Source organism: Pseudooceanicola profundus (assembly GCF_054919315.1).
On sequence record NZ_CM142898.1, the window covers coordinates 4,120,011 to 4,137,223 of the forward strand.

The following is a 17,213-nucleotide window of genomic DNA, read 5'->3' on the forward strand; positions in this document are numbered from 1 at the left end:
GATGGGGTGGCCAACCTCTCAGGTTGACCGGAACTCTTGACCTAAGGAAACCCTTAGTTGTCCATACTTGTCAATGTATAGCTGACATTTTGATACGTATTTTTGCGCCCTGCCCGACCGCCGCTTACGCGGTCACCGCATCGGCCCCGACCCGGCGCATGGCGAAGACCACCAGCCCGAGACCAAGCGCCGACACGGCGTATTCCAGCCCCCAGCCGGCCATCTCGTGCAGCGGTGCCATCATGGCAAGCCCGGCAAGGGCCCAGACCCCGCGCATCCCCGGAGAGAGCGGCTGGCGGGCATGGCCGACGATGGCGCCGGTGACCAGCACCATCGCCGCGATGGCGCTGACGAAGACATAGATCACGTCCCAGGCGCTGCCCTGCATCAGGAGCCCCGGCTTGTAGATGAAGAAGAAGGGCAGCAGGTAGGCGATCCAGCCGAAGCGGAAGGCCTCGAGCCCGGTCCTGACCTGCGACGCGCCCGAGATCGAGGCGGCGGCGAAGGCGGCAAGCGCGATCGGAGGCGTGATCATCGACAGCATGCCGTAGTAGAAGACGAACATATGCGCGTTGAGATCGGGAATGCCGAGCTGCACGAGCGCGGGCGCGGCCAGTGAGGCCAGTAGCAGGTAGACCCCCGATGTCGGCAGCCCGAGGCCCAGCACGATGCCAACGAGACCGGTGACCAGCAGCAGCCCAAAGAGGTTCCCCTCGCCGAAATCCAGCAGGTAATAGCTGAGCGCGAAGCCGAGCCCGGTGACCGAGAGCAGCCCGATGATCATCCCCGCCGCGGCGGTGATCAGCAGCACGTCGCAGGTGGTGCGTCCGGTGGCCACGAAGGCCTCCAGCAGCTTGGCAGGCGACGCCCCGCCGAGCCGGGCAAAATGCGCCCCCGCCCCGAGAAGTGCGATGGTGAAGACAGTCCAGACCGCCGCCGCCTCGGCCCGCATCCGCATCTCGAAGATCAGCAGGATCAGCACGGCAAAGGCCAGGACGGGAATCCAGCCCCGGCGCAGGATCGCGAGCATCGGCGCGCGCTCCACCCCGTCAAAGGCGGCGATCCGGTCGCGGCGCGCGATGAAGTCGATCTGGGTGAAGATGGAGATGTAGTAGAGCGCCGCCGGCAGCAGCGCGGCCAGCAGGATCTCGCGGTAGGGAATTTGCAGGATCTCGGCCATCAGGAAGGCGGCGGCGCCCATGATCGGCGGCATCAGCTGCCCACCGGTGGAGGCGACGGCCTCGATGGCGCCCGCCTGTTCGGGCCGGAAGCCCGCGCGTTTCATCAGCGGGATGGTCATCACGCCGGTGGACATGACGTTGGACACGGCAGAGCCCGAGACGGAGCCCATCAGCGCCGAGGCCCCGACAGCCACCTTGGCGGTATTGCCCGGCCCATCGCCCGCAGCCTTCAGGGCCACCTGCGTGAAGAAATCGCCGCCGCCCACGCACATCAGCATGCCCCCGAAGAGCACGAAGACCACCACGATGAAGGCCGCGATCTGGAGCGCCTGCCCCCATGTGGCCGTGCTGTCCGCGCCCAGGAAGCCCAGTACATCCCCCAGCGGCATCGGCCGGCCCGCGATGGCCGCGGGCGCGAGGTCCCCGAAGAGCGCGTAGAGCAGGACAACGGCGAAGATCACCACCAGCGTCCAGCCCACAACCCGGCGCAGCCCCTCCATCACGAGGAGCACGACGACGAGGCCGAGGGCCGCGCTTTCGGTGGGATGCATGAACTGGCCCTCCGAGAGGACCGGGAAGCGGACGAAGACCCAGAAGGCAAGCGCCGTGGAGGCCGCGGCAAGGCACAGGTCCACCGCAAGAGGCACGCCACGCAATACCTTGATATCACGCAGGAACACCACCGACATTGCGGCACCCAGCATGAGGCTGGCCACCTGCTCCGGGTAGATCAGCAGCCCCATGCGCTGCGGCACGGAGAGCACCCAGACGATCGCCAGTAGCGGCGTGATCACGCAGAGGGCGGACCCGTAGAGCGCCGCGCAGCGGGCCAGCGGCGACGGGGCGACTACGGGGTCAGACACGGGCTCACGCACAGGCGCACTCTCAGGCTTAGTCACGGGGTCGGTCACGGGATCAGACAAGGGTAGTCTCCGGAAACTCGGGTCCCCGCGCCGCAAGAAGTCTGGCGCGGGGAGACAGGGCCGCGCGCGGCGGCCCCGGGGTGTGGGTCGCTTACTCGGCGGGCCAGACTCCGACGCTTTCGTAGAAAGCCTTGGCCGCCGGGTGGTAGGGCAGCGTCTGCGCGGAGGCCATCAGGGCGGGATCGAACTCGGCCCAGAGGGGCCCGTGGGATTTCAACGCCGCCTCGCCGTCGTACAGCGCCTTGGCCGCCGCCGTGACGACCTCGTCCGAGGCCTCGGCACTGGCGAAGAGCATGTAGGGATAGCTGAAGGTCACCGTCTCGGCGGAAATGCCGGGCATCTCCTTGGCGCCTTCCCAGGTCTTCAGGACGGTGCCGGGCAGTGCCTCGTCCAGCACCGCCTCGTCGCCCTCCTTGAGGGTCAGATAGGTGACGCCCCCGACGGCGGCCTCGATGTCGTAGGTCGGCTGCGAGCCCACGGTGGCGATGGTCACATCCGTGAGCCCGTCCTTGATCGCCTGGAACATGGCCGGGAAGTTCGCCGTCGGCACCGGGGTCACGTCGTCATAGGTCAGCCCCGCGGTGGAGAGCACGGCCTTGATGACGTAATCGCCGAGCGCCCCGTCCTGGAACTTGGGCACCCGCTTGCCGGCAAGGCCCGCGATGTCCGAGATCTCCAGCGAGGACGGGACCAGCAGACCCACGTTGAAGGGGATCAGCGTGGCGACCATTTCGAGGCCCGGCATGGCGTGGCCTTCGGACATGGCGATGCCCTTCACGGCGAAACTGGCCTGCGGCAGGTTGGCGATGCCGAATTCGACGCGGCCGCTGTCCACCAGCGGCAGGTACTGCGAGGTATTGGCCATCGCCTGCGGGCGCACCATCAGCGCGGACCCGTCCGAGATCACGGCGGCGAGCGCGTTGGAGACCTGCGCCGTGGCGCCGCCCTTGGTGGTGCCCATGGCGACGGTCTGGGCGGCGGCCAGCCCGGCGGTGCCGAGCGTCAGCGCAGCCGTCAGCGTGGCGGTCTTGAGGAAACGGGAATGGAACATCTGAACTCTCCTAGTGGGACATGCTGGCCGCCCGGAGCCTGTCCGGGCGGCAGGCAGGGTCACTCGCACTTATCTGCGGCGGCTTCCGCGAACTTGGTCCACTGACCGTCCTTGATCTCGATGACATAGCCGGGAAGCTCGGCGTCATGACCGGCGAAACAGATGTCATCACCCACGATGCCGTTGAAATGGACACCTTCCATGGCCGATGCCAGTTTCGCACGCTCTTCCTCGACCATCTCGGGGTCGCCGGTGATGCCGGTGGCTTCCATCAGCTGCTTGAGCAGGTAGACCCCGTCATAGGCCTGCGCATCCGTATGGTGCGCGCCCAGCTTGTGGATGCCCTTCTCGTCCAGCAGGGCCAGCAGCTCCTCGTTGAAGGCGGCGGCCTGCGGGGTACGGTCCTTCCAGAAGCCCGCGACGACGATGGTGCCATCACCTTCCGGGCCGAAGAGCTCGGTCACGTTGGGATCGGCGAAGATCTGCGAGCCGATCACCCGGCCCTCGTAGCCCTGACGGCGCAGTTCCTTGATGATCTTGGAGGCGGATTCCGGCAGGCCCGCGACGGCGACGATATCGGGGTTCTTCTGCATGATCGTGGCGACCTGCGCCGACATGTCGAAGGATTTGTACTGCACCGGGATCGGCTCGCCGGTCTCGATGCCTGCCTCCTTCAAGAGCGCAGGATAGAGCTGCGTGCCGGCGGAATTGGCGACGACCTCGTCCGAGACATAGACGATCTCGGCGGTCTTGTGCGGGATATCCGAGGCGGTCAGCGCCGTCAGCAGGCGCGAGAACTGCTTCTGCTCGTCCTCGGTCAGGCGCCAGCTGTAGGTGCGGCCCTCGGTCAGCCCGGGGGCCGAGGCGGCCGTCGGGATCATCAGCGTCTTGAACCGTTCGGCATCGTTCATCGCCACCCGGGATTCGCCCGAGGAGAACGGCCCGAGGATGGCGAGCACGTCGTCGTCCTGGATCAGCTTGCGCGCCCCGACCGAGGCCTGGCGCGGGTCGGAGCCGCTGTCGAAGCGGATCAGCTCGATCGGTTTGCCGTTCACGCCACCGGCGGCGTTGATCTCGTCCACCGCGATGTCGAATGCGGTGATCGCGGTTTCGCCCACGCTCTTCAGGAAGCCCGATGCGGCGACGATATTGCCGATCTTGATGGTGTCCTGGGCGTAGGCCGGCAGCGCGACCACGATCGCGGCAGCTGCAAGCAAGTGCGTGCGAAGTTTCATGTTTTCAGGCTCCTTGTTGGAATTTGTTGTCTTTTGTTATTTCTATCTTGTGCGTTTCGGGCCGTCAGGCCGCGCCCAGGTAGGCCTCGGCCAGGCTGGGATCCGCGGCCAGTTGTGCCGCCGGTCCCGAGAGCGTCGCCCGGCCCAGCTCCAGCACGACGCCCCGCGCCGCCACGGAGAGCGCCATATGGGTGTTCTGCTCGACCAGCAGGATCGAGATCCCGTCGCGGTTCAGTTCCTCGATCAGGTCGAAGAGGCGCTGCACGAAGAGCGGCGAGAGCCCCAGCGAGGGTTCATCCAGCATGATCAGCCGGGGCCGCGAGACGAGCGCGCGGCCCACCGCCAGCATCTGCTGCTCCCCGCCCGAGAGGACGGAGGCCCGCATGTCCTTGCGCTCGGCCAGATTGGGGAAGCGGTCATAGATGCCCTCGCGGTCGCGCTTCACCTCGCCGTCGGTGCGCAGGTAGGCGCCCATCAGCAGGTTCTCCTCGACCGTCATGGAGACGAAGATCTGCCGCCCCTCGGGCACCAGCGCCATGCCGCGCGCCACCCGGGCCGAGGCCGTCATGCCGGTCAGGTCCTCGTCGTCGAAGAGGATCTGCCCGCCCTGCGGCTTGCGTGCCCCCTGAAGCGCGCGCAGGAGCGAGGTCTTGCCCGCCCCGTTTGCGCCCAGAACGGTGACAATCTCGCCGGCATCGACCGAAAGCGACACGCCCCGCACCGCCTTGGTGCGGCCATAGGTGACCTCCAGGTCCTTGACCTCAAGCAACATTCTCAGCCTCCTTCGCGCTCTCTCCGGCGTGGCGCGGGCCCAGATAGGCCTCCAGCACCAGCGGGTCCTTCTGCACGTCGGCCGTGCTGCCATCGTAGATTTTCTGACCGAAGTTCAGCACCACCGCCCGGTCGCAGAGCGACCGCACGAGGGCCATGTCATGCTCCACCACCAGCAGCGTCACACCGCTGTCGGAAATCCGGTCGAGGAAGGCCATCAGCTCCCCGGTCTCGGTCTCGTTCAGGCCCGCGGCGGGTTCGTCCAGCAGCAGCAGACGCGGACGGGCGGCGAGCGCGCGGACCAGTTCGATCTTCTTGCGGATGCCATAGGGCAGCGTCGAGACGTCCTGCCCCGGTGCGACCTCCACGCCCATCTCGGCCAGCAGCGCCTCGGCCTCGGCCCGGGCACGGGAGCGGCCGAAGATCGAAAGCGGCGCCAGCAGACGGCCGGGACGATCCGGGCGCGCGTGCTGCCCCATCATCACGTTCTCCACCACGGACAGGTGCGGCATCAGGCGGATGTTCTGGAACGACCGCGCCATGCCATATCCGATCCGCTTGCGGCTGGGGACGTCGTCGATCACCTCGCCGCCCAGACGGATATGGCCCGTGTCCTGCCGGTAGACGCCCGAGAGCAGGTTGAAGATCGTCGTCTTCCCTGCCCCGTTCGGGCCGATCAGCGCCAGACGCCCGCCCTGTTCGAGGTCGAAGCTGACATCATTGATCACCTTGAGACCCCCGAAGGCGATCGAGAGGTTTTCGACGGAAAGCAGCGGCTCGGCCATCACAGGGCCTCCTTCCGGGTGCTGCGGAACGGGTGGCTGACGCGTTCGACCATGGTCCGGGTGATCAGACCCTCGGAGCGGAAGACCATCATCAGCACCGTCACCACGCCAAGCGCCACGAAGCGCCAGCTTTCATCCGGGGGCGACATGGAGCCCTCGGCCCCGAAGAGCGCGTAGAGTCCGGACTTTATTGCCGGCAGCGTGTTGCGCAGCAGTTCGGGCAGCAGGGTGAAGAAGGCCGCCCCCGCCAGCGGACCCCATGCTGTCTGCGCCCCGCCGAGGAGGACGTAGAGCAGCACGTAGATGGAGAGCGAGGCGTTGAAGGTCTGCACTTCGACATAGGTGTAGGCATGGGCATAGAGCCCGCCCGCGAAGCCCGCGAGCGCCGCACCGAGGGCGAAGAGCGCCACGCGCACCAGCCGCACGTCCACGCCCAGCAGGTCGCAGACCACGTCGTCGTCATGCACCGCGCGCACCGCCAGCCCCAGCCGGGTGGACATCAGGTAGAAGCAGAAAAGCGCCACGCAGACCGCCGCGATGGCGGGCACGTTCCAGTCGATGAACTCGGGCACCGGCAGGCCCATGGCCCCGCCGAGGGCGTCGGAGTTGATGATGACCCCCGCCACGACCTCCGCGAAGGCAAAGGTGCCAAGGACGAGGTAGACGCCCTTCAGCCGCAGGATCGGGAAGGCAAAGGCAAAGCCGATGCCGCCCGCCACCAAGGCGGAGGCCCCGAGGGTGGCCCAGATCGGCCAGCCCTGTTCGGCACAGAGCCAGGCCGCGGCATAGGCACCAAGCGCCTGGAAGCCTGCGCCGCCAAGGTTCAGCTGGCCGGTGGCCACGGCGAGGTAGATGCCATAGGCAAAGACCACGTTGATCGACAGCAGGGTGATGATCCCGCTCCAGTAGCCGCTCATCACAGTTTCCCCTTGCCGATGGCGTTATGTCCGAAAAGTCCCTGCGGGCGGATCAGCAACGTGATCAGCAGCGCGCCCCAGACGGCGGCCTGCACGGTGTCCGCGCCGAAGAAGTGAATGGTGAGCATCTCGATCAGGCCGACGATCACGCCGCCCGCGACCGCGCCCCAGAGCGAGCCGAGCCCGCCGACGACCATGCCGGCGATCGCCTTGGAGCCGATGTCCTCGCCCATCTGGGGGCTGACTTCGCCGTAGTTCACGGCAAAGAGCGCCCCTGCCAGACCGCAGAGCATCCCGGTCAGCATGAAGACGATGGGCACGACACGGTTGGGTTCCACCCCCAGCAGCGCCGCCGCATCGGGATTTTCCGCGATGGCGCGCAGGCCGCGCCCGGTGCGGGTGGCGTTGATCACCCAGACCAGCCCGAGGATCAGCCCGATCACGAGGACGAAGCTGACCAGTTGCGGCACGCGGACGAAGATCCCGCCGATGTTCGCTGTCAGGTCCGCGCCCGGCCCCGGAAAGCGTTGCGCGTCAGAGCCATAGGAGATCCGCACGAGGTTCTCGAGGATCAGCAGGAACCCCAGCGAGGACACCAGCGGGATCGCGTGTTCGGTCGAATCGCCGTGCTTCATCTTCATGTAGCGGAAGGTGAACCGCTCCACGATGAGCGAGCAGGCCACTGCAACGGCTATGCCCGCGGCAAGCGCCAGCGGCCAGGGCAGCGGACCACCAAGGCCGAAGGGCAGCCCGAAGAAGGCCAGCCCCCAACCCACCATGCCCGCGACCATGAAGAGCGTCGGGATCGTGAAATTCAGGAAGTTCAGGATGCTGATGGTCAGGGTGAAGGCCACGGCCACGGTCACGTAGACCGAGCCGAGCATCAGGCCGTTCACGATCTGCTGGATCAGAAGCATCCGCGATGCCCCGCCGAGGGAAGAGAAACGGTATACATTCGGAGGGGCCCTTTCATCTTTGACTGGACAAATCCGAACAACAAAACCCGGCATCGGTCCAGCCAAACTGCGCGCCCGGGTGTTCACCAGGTGAAAAAGAACACCGTCGATGCACAATAATTCACCGCACAAGCGCCAAAACTGGTCCTCATATCGCGAATTCCCCTCATTTTGCGCAAATCGAGCCTGTGTGGCGCCCACAGGCGCCCGCTACGCCGGAGCGCCAAAAAACAGGCACCTCCGTCTCTCCGATGGACAAGCGGGCTATTCCGAATTGATTTGTCCTTACATTATGTGCACAAAGTCCGGCATCACTTCACCCTCACGACCCGTTGCCGCGCAAGGACTCGACTCACGATGACACAGACCGAAAAGACCGTTCCCCAAAGGGTTATCGTGGTGGGCGCCGGCCCCGTGGGCCTCGTCGCGGCCGCGTCGCTGGCCCGCGAAGGCATCCCGGTGACGATTCTCGAAAAGAGCCGCGACCTGCCGAAAGACCTGCGCGCCTCCACTTTCCATTCGCCCACGATGGACATGCTGGAGCCCTTCGGCGTGATGCCCGGGCTGATAGAGAAGGGCCTCGTCTGCCAGCACTGGCAGTTCCGCGACCGCGAGGAAGGCGTCATCGCCACCTATGACCTCGGCCTTCTGGAAGGCGCCACGAACTATCCCTTCCGGCTTCAGTGCGAACAGTGGAAGCTGACGGAAGCCCTGCGGGACATCCTCGAAGCCTCCGACTCGACGGAACTTCTCTACAACCTCCGCGCCACCGGCGTGACACAGGACGACGACGGCGTGACGCTGACGGTGCAGCACGACGACGGCACGGTCGAAGAGATGAAGGCCGCCTATGTCATCGCCTGCGACGGGGCGCATTCGGCGCTGCGCAAGGCGCTCGACGTGCCCTTCGAGGGCATGACCATCCCCGAGATCTTCCTCTCCATGTCGACCACCTTCGACTTCGGCGCGGCGATCCCCGACCTGACCCCGATCGCCTACCTGACCGACCCGCAGGAATGGGCGGTGCTGCTGCGCACGCCCTCGCTCTGGCGGGTGCTGCTGCCGACCGATCCGGGCATGACCGAGGAGCAGATCAAGGACCCGGCCCTGATGGAGAAACGGCTTCAGGCGCTCTGCCCCAAGGAAGGCCCCTACGACGTGGTCCACGCCACGGCCTACCGGGTGCACCAGCGGGTCGCCAAGAGTTACGTCGCGGGCCGTGTCTTCCTTGCCGGCGACAGCGCGCACCTGAACAACCCCCTTGGCGGGATGGGCATGAACGGCGGCGTCCACGATGCGGTGAACCTCATGGAGAAGCTGGGCAAGATCTGGCGCGGCGAGGCCGGGCTGGAGCTGATGCAGCTCTATGACGCGCAGCGCCGCAAGGCCTGTATCGACACGGTGCAGAGCCAGTCGATCCGCAACCGCCGCATGATGGCCGAGACCGACCCCGAGGCCCGCAAGGCCTATCACGCGGAGTTGCGCGAGGTGGTCGCCGACCCCGAGAAACACCGCGCCTTCGTGATGCGCTCCTCCATGATCCAGTCGCTGCGCGACGTGGAGGCGCTGGAGAAGGCCTGAGGCAAGATGGCCTGAGGGCCCAGAGATACGTCCGGCCAACGGGCACCGAGATCGGGCCGCGCGCCCGTGCAAGATCCAACAGAGGAAAGACAATGACCGACAGCCTTGGCTACCGCATGAAATTCGGCGTCATCGCGCCCTCCACCAACACCTCGGTGCAGCCGGAATTCGACGACATGCGCCCCGTGGGGGTGACCAACCACTTCTCGCGCATCATCATCCCCGATGAGCCCGTGCACAGCGACGAGGATTTCAACAACCTCGTCATGGGTATCCGCGCGGCCACCATGGACGCCATCGACGCGGTCAAGACCTGCTCGCCCGGCGCGATGATCATGGGCATGTCGGCCGAGACCTTCTGGGACGGCAAGGAACGCGCCGACAAGCTGCAGGCAGAGATCATGGAACGCGCGGGCATGCCCGTGGCCATGGGCTCGGACGCCTGCATGAACGCACTGAAATGCTTCGGCGACATCAAGAAGATCGCCGTCATCACCCCCTATATGCCCATCGGCGACGCGCAGGTGGAACGCTACTTCACCGACTGCGGCTTCGAGGTGGTGCAGGTGAAGGGGCTGAAGTGCCAGTCGCCCATGCTGATCGCCCATGAAACCGAGAAGACCCTGCGCGACGCGCTGATCGAGGTGAACGATCCGTCGGTCGAGGCGATCATCCAGGCCGGCACCAACCTTGCCATGGCGCGCGTTGGCGGCATCGCGGAGTTCTGGATGGACAAGCCCGTGATCGCGATCAACACCGCGACCTACTGGCACGCGCTGCGCATGAACGGGATCCAGGACAAGGTGCAGGGCTTCGGCTCGCTCCTGTCGCACTACTGACCTGACGGGTTGCGTTCACTGGCCGGGCGCACCCCTTCCCGCCCGGCCCCTTTTCTGCCCAAGCCCTCTTTGCCCTGACCCTCTCTGCCCCGGCCCTCTCTGACACGGACCCGCGATTGCGCGGCCCTCTCCCGGCCCTCAAGGACATCCCCGATGCACTACGATTTCGTCCCGCTCCCCGACCGCAAGCCGCTCAAATGGCCCAATGGCAAGAAGCTGGCGGTCATTCTGACCACCAACCTCGAATACTGGGACCAGGAGCGTGACGACCCGGCACCCTATTACCCGGGCGGCCCCGGCATCGTGGGTGGCACCCTGCCCGGCGATGTCTATGACAACCCGAACTGGACCTGGCGCGAATACGGCCAGCGGGTCGGCGTCTGGCGGATGTTCGATCTCTTCAAGGCCGAAGGGGTGCCGACCTCCTGCACCATGAACGCCAAGATGGGGATCGAGCGCCGCAAGGTCGTGGAGGCCGCCCTTGCCAACGGCTACGAGGTGATCCCGCACAACTACGTGCAATCCGACCTGCTGACAGACTTCGCCAAGGACAAGGAGAAGGAGCGCGCCGTCATCCGCGAGACCCTCAAGGTCTACGAAGAGGTCTGCGGCCAGAAGGCCAAGGGCTGGCTCTCCTCCTCGCTGCGTTCGACGCTGAACACGGCCGACATCCTTGCCGAGGAAGGGCTGCTCTTCTTCACCGATCTTCTGAACGACGATCAGCCCTACATGGTCCAGACCGAGTGCGGCAAACCGCTGGTGTCGATTTCCTATACCTCCGAGGTGAACGACTTCACCGTCTTCATGCGGCAGGGCATGGACGTGGAGGGCGCGGCCCGCGTCTTCATCGAACAGTTCAACTGGCTGCGCGAGGAGGCCGAGGCCACCGGCTCGGGCCGGTTCATGAACATCGGCCTGCACCCCCATGTCATCGGCCAGCCGTTCCGCATCCGGGCGATCCGCGAATTCATCCGCCACGCCAAGCAATTCGACGACATCTGGTTCGCAACGCGCGAAGAGCTTGCATCCTGGTACGCCGACAACCACGCTTCGCACATCGGCTGAAGAGCAACGGAGCCCGCAATGCCCGATCAAGGCCCCCAGATTCCCGGCTTCCCCCATGACGGGGCGCCCGACGACCTGTCCGACATGAAGCCTGCGGACCGCGCCTACCACGTGATCCGCGAGGCGATCCTGTCGGGGGAGCTGGCTCCGGGCTCCCATCTGGCGGAGAGCCAGCTGGCCGCCATGTGCAATTCCTCGCGCACCCCCGTGCGCGAGGCCCTGCAACGGTTGACCGCTGAGGGGCTGGCGCTCTCCGAGGGGCGCAGCCGGTTCGTGGCGAATTTCACCTACCACGAGGTCTCCATCGTCTTCGACCTGCGCGCCCGGATCGAGGCCTACGTGGCCCAGATCGCCGCCCGGCTGATCACCCCACGCGAACTGGACATGATGGAGCAGCTGGTGGAAGAGATGGACCGCCTCGACCGGGGCGAGTTCGAGGCCTTCCACAACCTAAACGGCGAGTTTCACGACGCTATCCTGCGAGCCGCGCGGTCGGAACAGCTCCGCTCGGTCACGCGACAGGTCTTTGCCCTGCCCCTGACCGTGATCAAGCAGTCCTTCTGCAACCAGCCCATCGACATCGTCCGCTCCAACGCGCAGCACAAGGATATCCTCGGCGCGCTGCGGGCGCGGGACGAGGGCTGGGCCTCCTCCGCGATGCTCGTGCACCTGCTCTCCACCAAGCCCGCACCGCCCGACGAGGCCGGCGCCCCCGGCCTCGGCACCCTGCTGCCGCCGGGGCTCAGCACCTTCGTCCCTCCGAGAACTTCATGACCGGAACCCCATGACCCAGACCTCTGCCGCGCCCCTCGCCGGGCGCAGGATCCTCGTCACCGGCGCCTCCCGCGGGCTTGGCCGGGAAATGGCCCTCGCCCTTGCGGAGGCCGGGGCCGACCTCGCCCTCATGGGCGCCCGTCCCGGCGCCGCGCTCGATGCCACGGTGGCCGAGGCGGAAGCGCTTGGCGCGACCGTAATGCCACTGACCTGCGACGTGGCCGATCCCGCCGCCTGCGCCGCCGCGATGCAGGCCGTGATCAACCGGTTCGGCGGCCTCGACGTGCTGGTGAACAACGCGGGCCTCGGGATGCGCGCGATATCCGAGCGCTTCAACACCGTCCCCACCCGGTTCTGGGAGGCCGATCCCGCCGCCTGGGCCGCGATCGTGGCCACGAACGTGAACGGCCCCTTCTACCTCGCCCGGCTGGCGGCGCAGCAGATGGTCGCGCAGGGCGCGGGCAAGATCGTGAACATCTCGACCTCCGATCAGACGATGGTGCGGCGTGGCTATTCTCCTTACGGTCCTTCCAAGGCCGCGCTCGAAGCCGCCTCGCGGGTCTGGGCGCAGGACCTCGCGGACACCGGCGTCACGGTCAACGTCTACCTCCCCGGCGGGGCGGCGGACACCGACCTGCTGCCGCCCTCCGCCAACAAGCGCGGGGCCGATGGCAACCTGCTGCCGGCGGGGATCATGCGCCGGGCGATCCTCTGGCTCTGCGGGCCGGCGTCCGACGGGCAGACCGGCGGGCGCTACATCGCGCGGCTCTGGGACGACAGCCTGCCCGAGGCGGCAGCCGCAGAAGGCGCCCGCTGCCGGTCCGTCGAGAAGCCGGAGATCATGTGATGCTGCACCTCGGCCCCGGCGTGACCCTCGAGCGGGCCCTGGATCTCTCGCCCTTCACCCTGCCCTTCGACCTGCTCTTCCCGGGACGCGACATCGCGGATCTGGACGGCGCGCGGGACTGGCTGGCGCCGCTCCACGTGGATTTCGCCGCGCAGACGATCCTGCTCGACGTGCAGAGCCATGTCCTGCGGATCGGCGACAAGGTGATCCTGATCGACACCTGCGTCGGCGAACACAAGCACCGCCCGCGCCGGGCCGACTGGCACAACCGGGCCGCCACGGGCTACCTCGACCGGCTGGCGGCCCTCGGACTGCGGGCCGAGGATGTGGACGTGGTCTTCTGCACCCATCTGCACACCGATCACGTCGGCTGGAACACGCGGCTGGAGAATGGCCGCTGGGTACCGACCTTTCCCCGGGCGCGCTACCTCGTGGGCGAGGCGGAGCTGGCGCATTGGCTGGCGGAAGAGGCCCGCGCCCCCGGCGAGGCCAATCACGGCTGCTTTGCCGACAGCGTGCAGCCGGTGCTGGACGCCGGCCTGATGGAGACCGTGGCCGATGGCGCGGATCTCTGCTGCGGGATGGCGCTGGAGGCGACCACGCTGACCGTGACCCCCACGCCCGGACACACGCCCGGACACCGGGCGCTGACCCTGCGCCGCCGCGACGTGACCGCGCTGCTGTGCGGCGACGCGATCCATACGCCGGCGCAGCTTTACCGGCCCGACTGGTATTCCCGCTTCTGCTCCGACGGGCCGCTGGCCGTGGCGACCCGGCGCGCGCTTCTGCAAGAGGCCACTGAATACGGCCATATCCTCGTCCCCGGTCACCTGCGCGGCGCCATGGGGATGCGGGTGCATCCGCTGGAGGCCCCACACGGAGACGTATGGAAACCGGAGTGGCTGTGACCCGCAGCGCGTGCGGATCGGCGGGCACGTCCCTCAGGCCGCCGCGGCGCTCAGCCCTGGCCCCGGTTGCGCTTGATGTGCATCTTGTAGCTCAGCTGCTCCGCCGGGTGCCAGTTGCACGAGGCAATCACCACGCCTTCCGACGAATGGTAGCGGCGCAGCAACTGCAGCGCGATCGCCCCCGGCGCCAGCCCGAGGTAGCGCTGCGCCTTCTCCGGCATCGGGGCGGCGCTGATCTCCTGCTCGCATTCGTCGATCGGCACGGCCGAGTGGCTTTCCAGAAGCGAGAAGAACGCGCCCTGGTGACCCTGGAACTCCGGCACGTATTTCGCGAAACGGGCGGGCACATAGCTCTCGATGAAGGCCAGCGGACGGCCGCCCGGTTCGGTCCAGCGAACACCTTCGACGCGGGTCCAGGTCTCGCCCGCCTTGCCGCCCACGACCTCGGCCAGGGATTTGTCCAGAACAACCTCCTCCGTGTGCATGACCACGTAATAGGTCTCCACCGCCACCTGGAACAGCTCCTGAAGGCTGTCGAAGGTCTGGCTGTAGCGCATCTGCGGCTCGGTCGAGATCACCCGCGTGCCAAGCCCCTGCCGCCGCTCGACGAAGCCGGTCTCGGTCAGGTGGCGCAGCGCCTCGCGCACGGTGAAGCGCGAGGTGTCGAATTCCGCGGCCAGCTCGATCTCCGTCGGCATGAGAGATCCGACCGGATAGGTCCCGTCCCGCAGGCGGCTCTCGAGGATCTTCTGGATCCGGGCATAGCGCGGGCCCGTGCCTTCGTCCGGCGTCTGCGTCGTGGTGTCGTCCTGTGCGCTCATCTGCGGCCTCTCTCCTCCTCCGGATCAGCCCCCGTCCTGCGCGGGGTTCCGGAAGCATCTGTTCTTTTCTCGCCACTTGTCCAGCCAAATGCGTGAAAACCGGACATTGCGCCCGGCTATCGCGGTAAATGTATGGACATTAGCAGCAGATCATGTGACGTAATAGCGAACAAACACGGGTTCCGGCAAACGGAATCGGAGCAAGACATGACCCAGACTTCCAACCCGCCCCCCAACCAGACCCGCCGCCCGACCCTTAGGCCGGACCGCCGCCAGCTCAGCTATGGCCAGCGGGGACGCCTCGGCCTGATCTGCCCGCCCACCAACACGGTGAACGAGGCGGAGTGGGCGCAGCTCGTGCCGGAGGGGGTCACCTTCCACAGCCACCGGATGAAGCTCCACCCCGACACCACGAGCGAAGCGGGCCTCGCAGGGCTGCACGCGGACCTCGACGCCGCCATCGCCATGCTGAAGGTCGCGGATGTGGACGTGGTGGCCTATGCCTGCACCGCGGGCTCGATGATCTCGCCCGCGCGTGCCCTGCCCGAGGCGCTGACCGCCCGCAACGGGATCGCCACGGTCACCACCGCCGCCGCCATCGTCGGCGCGCTTCAGGCTCTTGGGGTGACGAAGATCAGCGTGGCCACGCCCTACCACGATGCGCTCAACGATCACGAGGTGCATTTCCTCGCCGATCACGGGATCGAGGTCCTCTCCATCGCGGGCCTCGGCCTCGGGGCCAAGGGCCCGGCGGAGTTCCCGCTCATCGCCCAGACCCCGCTCGACATGGTCGCGGCCCATGCCCGCACCACCTTCGCGGAGGGGTCGCAGGCGCTGCTCCTCTCCTGCACCGATTTTCCGACCCTGCCCCTGATCCCGACCCTCGAGGCCGAACTGGGGGTGCCGGTCATCTCGTCCAACACCGCCACGCTGCACGGGGCGCTTGCCGCCGCGGGGCTGGAGGACCTCGCCATTGCCGGCGCGGGGCGGTTGCTGGGCGGCACCAACGTCTGAGGAGGAGACACCATGGCAGACCCCACCCTGCGCGAGAAGCTGGAGGCAGGAGAGTTCATCCTCGCCCCCGGCATCTATGACCTGATCTCGGCGCTTTTTGCCGACCGGGGCAATTTTCCCGCGCTCTATGTCACCGGCTACGGCACCGTGGCCTCGCACCTCGGCCTGCCCGATGCGGGGCTGGCGACCTACAGCGAGATGCTGGGCCGCATCGCGCAGATGGTGAAGCGGACAACGAAACCGGTCATCGCCGACGCGGACACCGGCTATGGCGGGCTGCTGAACGTGCGCCACACGGTGCAGGGCTACGAAGACGCGGGCGTGACCGCGATCCAGATCGAGGACCAGGAATTCCCCAAGAAATGCGGCCATACCCTTGGCCGCCGGGTGATCGCCGCCGAGGACATGGCCCGCAAGATCGCCGTCGCCGTGGACAGCCGCCGGTCCGAGGATTTCCTGATCATCGCCCGCACCGATGCCCGCACCACGCTCGGCCTCGACGAGGCGATCCGGCGCGGCAGGCTCTATGCCGAGGCGGGCGCGGATGTCGTCTTTGTCGAAAGCCCCGAGAGCGTGGAGGAGATGACCCGCATCGCCGGCGAGATCGACCGCCCGCTGGTCGCGAACATGGTACAGGGCGGGCGCACGCCGATGCTGAGCGCCGAGGAGCTTGGCACCATCGGCTACCGTATGGCGATCCATCCGGCGGCGGGTTTCCTCGCCACCGGTGCGGCGCTGCAGGCGGCCTATGGCGACCTCGCCGCCCATGGCTCCATGACGGATGCGGTGCCGCTGCACCCGTTTTCCGATTTCAACTCCCTCGTCGGCTTCGAGGACATCTGGGCGTTCGAGAAACGCTTCCCCGAGGTCGGCCCGAACACGCAGGACAGGACACAGGAATGAGCGAAGATCTCGGCGAAAACTATGCCCGCGCCTATGGCAAGAAGGCCGGTTACGGGAAGCGCCCGGCGCTGGTGATGGTGGACTTCGCGCAGGCCTACTACGACCCCGACTGCCCGCTCTACGGGGCCGAGGGCTGCATCGACGCGCTCGCCTCGGCGCTGCGTATCCGCGAGGCCGCGCACAAGGCCGGCATCCCGGTGATCCTGACCGAGGTGAGCTACGCCGACGAGCGCGGGCTGACCGGCGGGCGCTTCTGGGAAAAGGCCAAGCCGCTCGCGGCCTTCGTGAAGGGCCGCAGCACCGCCGCCTTCGCAGACGGTCTCGTGCCGCGCGAGGACGAGGTCATCGTGACCAAGCAATACCCCTCTGCCTTCTTCGGCACCTCGCTGGCGCCGATGCTGACCGCCATGGGCGTCGACAACGTGATCCTCACCGGGCTGACGACCTCCGGCTGCGTGCGCGCCTCCTGCGTCGACAGCATGAGCCACGGCTTCATCACCACCGTCGTGGGCGAGGCCTGCGGCGACCGCCATCCCGGCCCGCATGAGGCCAACCTCTTCGACATGAACGCGAAATACGCCGACGTGGTGAGCGAGGCGGAGATCCTCGACCACCTCGCCACCTTCGCCTGATCCCCTCCCC

At 67.0% G+C, this 17,213-nt stretch carries 17 protein-coding genes; 9 read left to right on the forward strand and 8 right to left on the reverse strand.

The window, feature by feature from the left end:
* Window positions 1–124: 124 nt before the first annotated feature.
* The 7 genes from ACX9MO_RS18825 to ACX9MO_RS18855 form a co-directional block, all read right to left on the reverse strand.
* Window positions 125–2,044: a TRAP transporter permease gene (locus ACX9MO_RS18825; protein WP_462212957.1), complete on the reverse strand. Its 1,920-nt coding sequence runs from the start codon at window positions 2,042–2,044 to the stop codon at window positions 125–127.
* 151 nt (window positions 2,045–2,195) lie between these two features.
* Window positions 2,196–3,155: a TAXI family TRAP transporter solute-binding subunit gene (locus ACX9MO_RS18830; RefSeq protein WP_462212958.1), complete on the reverse strand. Its 960-nt coding sequence runs from the start codon at window positions 3,153–3,155 to the stop codon at window positions 2,196–2,198.
* Between the two features lie 59 nt (window positions 3,156–3,214).
* A complete protein-coding gene (locus ACX9MO_RS18835) occupies window positions 3,215–4,390 on the reverse strand; it encodes an ABC transporter substrate-binding protein (protein ID WP_222490097.1) in 1,176 nt (391 codons plus the stop codon).
* Window positions 4,391–4,454: 64 nt separating this feature from the next.
* On the reverse strand, window positions 4,455–5,159 hold the full coding sequence (locus tag ACX9MO_RS18840) for an ABC transporter ATP-binding protein (protein ID WP_462214480.1): 705 nt from the start codon (window positions 5,157–5,159) through the stop codon (window positions 4,455–4,457).
* On the reverse strand, window positions 5,152–5,946 hold the full coding sequence (locus tag ACX9MO_RS18845) for an ABC transporter ATP-binding protein (protein WP_222490098.1): 795 nt from the start codon (window positions 5,944–5,946) through the stop codon (window positions 5,152–5,154). The genes ACX9MO_RS18840 and ACX9MO_RS18845 overlap by 8 nt, the downstream gene beginning before the upstream one ends.
* A complete protein-coding gene (locus ACX9MO_RS18850; RefSeq protein WP_462212959.1) occupies window positions 5,946–6,863 on the reverse strand; it encodes a branched-chain amino acid ABC transporter permease in 918 nt (305 codons plus the stop codon). Before ACX9MO_RS18850 ends, ACX9MO_RS18845 begins: the two co-directional genes overlap by 1 nt.
* The gene (locus ACX9MO_RS18855) at window positions 6,863–7,780 is read right to left on the reverse strand and encodes a branched-chain amino acid ABC transporter permease (protein WP_222490100.1); all 918 of its coding nucleotides are present in this window, start codon (window positions 7,778–7,780) and stop codon (window positions 6,863–6,865) included. The genes ACX9MO_RS18850 and ACX9MO_RS18855 overlap by 1 nt, the downstream gene beginning before the upstream one ends.
* A gap of 396 nt (window positions 7,781–8,176) precedes the next feature.
* Between ACX9MO_RS18855 and ACX9MO_RS18860 the strand changes: the two genes are divergently transcribed.
* The 6 genes from ACX9MO_RS18860 to ACX9MO_RS18885 all read left to right on the forward strand — a co-directional run bounded on the left by ACX9MO_RS18860 (window position 8,177) and on the right by ACX9MO_RS18885 (window position 13,833).
* On the forward strand, window positions 8,177–9,400 hold the full coding sequence (locus ACX9MO_RS18860) for an FAD-dependent oxidoreductase (RefSeq protein ID WP_462212960.1): 1,224 nt from the start codon (window positions 8,177–8,179) through the stop codon (window positions 9,398–9,400).
* Window positions 9,401–9,492: 92 nt separating this feature from the next.
* Window positions 9,493–10,239, forward strand: coding sequence for a maleate cis-trans isomerase family protein (locus ACX9MO_RS18865; RefSeq protein ID WP_224821855.1), 747 nt, complete (start codon window positions 9,493–9,495; stop codon window positions 10,237–10,239).
* Window positions 10,240–10,392: 153 nt separating this feature from the next.
* On the forward strand, window positions 10,393–11,304 hold the full coding sequence (locus ACX9MO_RS18870; protein WP_462212961.1) for a polysaccharide deacetylase family protein: 912 nt from the start codon (window positions 10,393–10,395) through the stop codon (window positions 11,302–11,304).
* Window positions 11,305–11,322: 18 nt separating this feature from the next.
* A complete protein-coding gene (locus ACX9MO_RS18875; protein ID WP_462212962.1) occupies window positions 11,323–12,078 on the forward strand; it encodes a GntR family transcriptional regulator in 756 nt (251 codons plus the stop codon).
* A 10-nt stretch (window positions 12,079–12,088) separates the two neighbouring features.
* The gene (locus tag ACX9MO_RS18880) at window positions 12,089–12,925 is read left to right on the forward strand and encodes an SDR family NAD(P)-dependent oxidoreductase (RefSeq protein WP_462212963.1); all 837 of its coding nucleotides are present in this window, start codon (window positions 12,089–12,091) and stop codon (window positions 12,923–12,925) included.
* A complete protein-coding gene (locus ACX9MO_RS18885; protein WP_462212964.1) occupies window positions 12,925–13,833 on the forward strand; it encodes an MBL fold metallo-hydrolase in 909 nt (302 codons plus the stop codon). Before ACX9MO_RS18880 ends, ACX9MO_RS18885 begins: the two co-directional genes overlap by 1 nt.
* Window positions 13,834–13,883: 50 nt before the next feature.
* Here ACX9MO_RS18885 and ACX9MO_RS18890 read toward each other — a convergent pair whose 3' ends face one another.
* The gene (locus tag ACX9MO_RS18890) at window positions 13,884–14,654 is read right to left on the reverse strand and encodes a GntR family transcriptional regulator (protein ID WP_462212965.1); all 771 of its coding nucleotides are present in this window, start codon (window positions 14,652–14,654) and stop codon (window positions 13,884–13,886) included.
* Between the two features lie 207 nt (window positions 14,655–14,861).
* Between ACX9MO_RS18890 and ACX9MO_RS18895 the strand changes: the two genes are divergently transcribed.
* From ACX9MO_RS18895 to ACX9MO_RS18905, 3 genes are read left to right on the forward strand one after another with little or no spacing between them, the layout of a single operon-like run.
* Window positions 14,862–15,668, forward strand: a complete 807-nt coding sequence (locus tag ACX9MO_RS18895) for a maleate cis-trans isomerase family protein (protein ID WP_462212966.1) — start codon at window positions 14,862–14,864, stop codon at window positions 15,666–15,668.
* 12 nt (window positions 15,669–15,680) lie between these two features.
* Window positions 15,681–16,571: an isocitrate lyase/PEP mutase family protein gene (locus ACX9MO_RS18900; protein ID WP_462212967.1), complete on the forward strand. Its 891-nt coding sequence runs from the start codon at window positions 15,681–15,683 to the stop codon at window positions 16,569–16,571.
* The gene (locus ACX9MO_RS18905; RefSeq protein ID WP_462212968.1) at window positions 16,568–17,203 is read left to right on the forward strand and encodes an isochorismatase family protein; all 636 of its coding nucleotides are present in this window, start codon (window positions 16,568–16,570) and stop codon (window positions 17,201–17,203) included. The genes ACX9MO_RS18900 and ACX9MO_RS18905 overlap by 4 nt, the downstream gene beginning before the upstream one ends.
* The last annotated feature ends 10 nt before the right edge of the window (window positions 17,204–17,213 follow it).